Annotated in this window: 2 protein-coding genes and 1 pseudogene; 2 read left to right on the top strand and 1 reads right to left on the bottom strand. The window is 58.4% G+C overall.

Features of this window, described 5'->3' with window-relative positions; translation table 11 throughout:
• Nucleotides 1-194: pseudogene (locus ACIOWE_RS29580) on the top strand (glyceraldehyde-3-phosphate dehydrogenase); the annotation flags it as partial.
• 184 nt (nt 195-378) lie between these two features.
• On the opposite strand, the gene ACIOWE_RS29585 reads toward ACIOWE_RS29580, so the two are convergent.
• Entirely contained in the window at nt 379-1680 is a 1302-nt protein-coding gene (locus ACIOWE_RS29585) for an MFS transporter (RefSeq protein WP_401398484.1), read from the bottom strand.
• Between the two features lie 177 nt (nt 1681-1857).
• Between ACIOWE_RS29585 and ACIOWE_RS29590 the strand changes: the two genes are divergently transcribed.
• Nucleotides 1858-2802 (top strand): FAD:protein FMN transferase, encoded by a 945-nt coding sequence (locus ACIOWE_RS29590; RefSeq protein WP_401398486.1) that lies wholly within the window; start codon nt 1858-1860, stop codon nt 2800-2802.
• Nucleotides 2803-2964: the final 162 nt, after the last annotated feature.

Below are 2964 nucleotides of genomic sequence, written 5' to 3' on the forward strand. Positions count from 1 at the left end.
ATTCGCAGGAAGTGGTTTCGACCGACTTCGTTGGCTCGCGCCACGCCGGTGTGGTCGACGCTGAAGCGACCATCGTTCAGGACAACCGCGTTGTTCTGTACGTCTGGTACGACAACGAGTTCGGTTACAGCTGCCAGGTAATCCGCGTGATGGAAGACATGGCCGGGGTAAACCCGCCAGCGTTCCCGCGCTAAGCTTTAGCTGCACATGAAAACGCCCCGACTTAGGTCGGGGCGTTTTTGTTTGTGGAAGATTAAAAGTTGCAGTCGATCGGAAGTATGTTGTCAGTGCCGACCTCTTCGCGAGCAGGCTCGCTCCCACAAGGATTCGTGAGCGACACAAATTCAGTGTGGGAGCGAGCCTGCTCGCGAAGGCGGTTTATCGGGCGCCGCCGGGTACAGCCGCTTGTGCCGTGCGCAGCTCATGCTTGTTGCCACGGAACAGCACCAGCGTCGCAATCAATCCCAGCACCGCCGCGCCACTGAGCCAGATCCCCGGCGCAGCCTTGTTGTCCAGCACATGAATCAGATAAGTACACGCCGCCGGCGTAAAGCCGCCGAAGGTCGCCGTCGCGAGGCTGTAGGCCAGCGAAAATCCGGTCGTACGCACTTCCACCGGCATGATTTCGGTCAGCGCCACGACCATTGCGCCGTTGTACGAGCCGTACAGGAACGACAGCCACAATTCGACGATCAGCAGATGACTGAAGCTCGGGTTGGCCACCAGCCACGACAATGCTGGATAAGCGGTCAGAATCGCCAGAATCGTCGCCGCCAACAGTAGGGGTTTACGGCCGATCCTGTCGGAAACCGAGCCCATCACCGGTAGCCAGAAGAAGTTCGACAGGCCGATACATACCGTCACCAGCAACGCATCGAAGTCCGACAAGTGCAGTTCAGCCTTGCCGAAGGTCGGGGTGTACGCGGTGATCAGATAGAAGGAAACCGTGGTCATCACCACCAGCGCCATGCCGGCGATGACAATGCCAAAGTTCTGACCGATCGAACGGACGATTTCCCGCAGGGTAGGGCGATGCTTGCGCGCCTGGAATTCCGGGGTTTCTTCCAGTGAGCGACGGATGACGAAAATCACCGGAACGATCATGCAACCGATCAGGAACGGCACGCGCCAGCCCCAATCGCCCATTTGTTCCGGGCTCAGCCAATGGTTGAGACCCACACCCAGCAGTCCGGCGAAGACCACCGCCGCTTGTTGGCTCGCAGATTGCCAACTGACGAAAAAGCCTTTGCGGCCAGGTGTGGCGATTTCCGCCAGATAAACAGACACACCGCCCAGCTCGACGCCGGCGGAAAAGCCTTGCAGCAAGCGACCGAACAGCACGATCAGCGGTGCGGCGACGCCAAGTGTGGCGTATCCCGGAACGCAGGCAATCAGCACGGTGCCGGCAGCCATCAAGGCGAGCGTGATGATCAGACCCTGGCGACGCCCGTGACGGTCGATGTAGGCACCGAGGAAAATCGCCCCCAGCGGACGCATCAGGAACCCGGCGCCGAAGGTCGCCAGCGAGAGCATCAAGGAAGCGAAGGCGCTGTCGGCCGGGAAGAAGGTCTTGGCGATGGCCGTGGCGTAAAAGCCGTAGACCATGAAGTCGAACATTTCGAGGAAGTTGCCGCTGACAACGCGAAAGATCGCTTTGCCTTTGCCCGTGGTGGTGGACATGTTCAGTTACTCATTATTGGATTTTATAAACGCGTAGCATCCGTTGGGAGCGAGCGGGCCCTTTGATTCATAATGGCTGCCGCGGTTTTGCAGGGAGATGAATAATTGTTCACTGGACGGTGGCCTGGACTTGTGATTTTGGCTGGCATATTGGCCGGCTGCGGCAATGGTGACTCCATGGAAAGCTTTGGTGGGCCGACCATGGGCAGCACGTATTCGATCAAATACGTACGCCATGCGGGTCTTGCCGATCGTGCGCAAGTGCGCAGCGAAGTGGAGGGTATCCTCCGCGAAGTCGACCGGCAGATGTCTACCTACCGTCATGATTCGGACATTGAACGCTTCAACGATCTGCCGGCCGACCGCTGTCAGAAAATGCCAGCATCGGTGCTCGAATTGGTCCGGGTTGGTGAACAACTGTCAGTGCAAAGCGAAGGATCCTACGACCTCACTGTCGAACCGCTGATGAACCTCTGGGGTTTCGGTCCGCAAGGTCGCGAAGAAAAGGTCCCGAGTGCGGCTGCCTTGGCTGAGGTGTTGAAGAAGGTGGGTCATCAGCATTTGCGCATCGAGGGCGATCAGTTGTGCAAGGACGCCGCCGTCGAAGTCGACTTCAACAGCATCGCCGCCGGTTACGCCGTCGACACGATCGCCGCCAGGCTGGATGCCATGGGTATCCACGATTACCTTGCCGAAGCCACGGGTGAGTTGAAAGCCAAGGGCAAGAAGCTCGACGGCTCGCCGTGGCGCATTGCTCTGGAAGAACCGCGTGATGATCAGCAAGTCGCCGAGCGTGTCATTGATGTCGATGGCTACGGTGTCTCCACTTCCGGCGACTACCGCAACTATTTTCTGCAGGACGGTCGGCGCTATTCCCACACCTTCGATGCGCGCAGCGGTGCACCTGTCCTACACAACCTGGCGTCAGTCACGGTGATTCATCCTTCAGCGTTGATGGCCGATGGACTATCGACGCTGTTGCTGATTCTCGGGCCTGAAAGGGCTTGGGACTATGCCGAAAAGCATGACATTGGTGCATTCTTTGTGATTCGTGCCGATACAGGTTTTGTCATCCGCACCAGCAAGGCTTTCGAGCGGCTCAGTGGCGCAAAAATTGACTGAGAACAGTACGAAAGCTGGCGTTGTAGTGCAGGCAAAAGTAGCCTACGACGCGACCAAGGGTTAATGTGCGCGGCGTTGACGCTTCTATAGACTGTGTCCGGGTTCTTTTGTGGCCCCGCATTGTTCCTTCGCGCGGCCGGTCGGCGTGGGTGAGCCGCTGGT

The organism is Pseudomonas sp. NPDC087598, assembly GCF_044743525.1.
Classification (GTDB): Bacteria; Pseudomonadota; Gammaproteobacteria; order Pseudomonadales; family Pseudomonadaceae; genus Aquipseudomonas.

What these genes read in the sequence shown, in the direction of transcription:
- ACIOWE_RS29585 (WP_401398484.1), bottom strand. Translation starts at nt 1,680, where the DNA reads ATGTCCACCACCACGGGCAAAGGCAAAGCGATCTTTCGCGTTGTCAGC.
- ACIOWE_RS29590 (WP_401398486.1), top strand. Translation starts at nt 1,858, where the DNA reads ATGGAAAGCTTTGGTGGGCCGACCATGGGCAGCACGTATTCGATCAAA.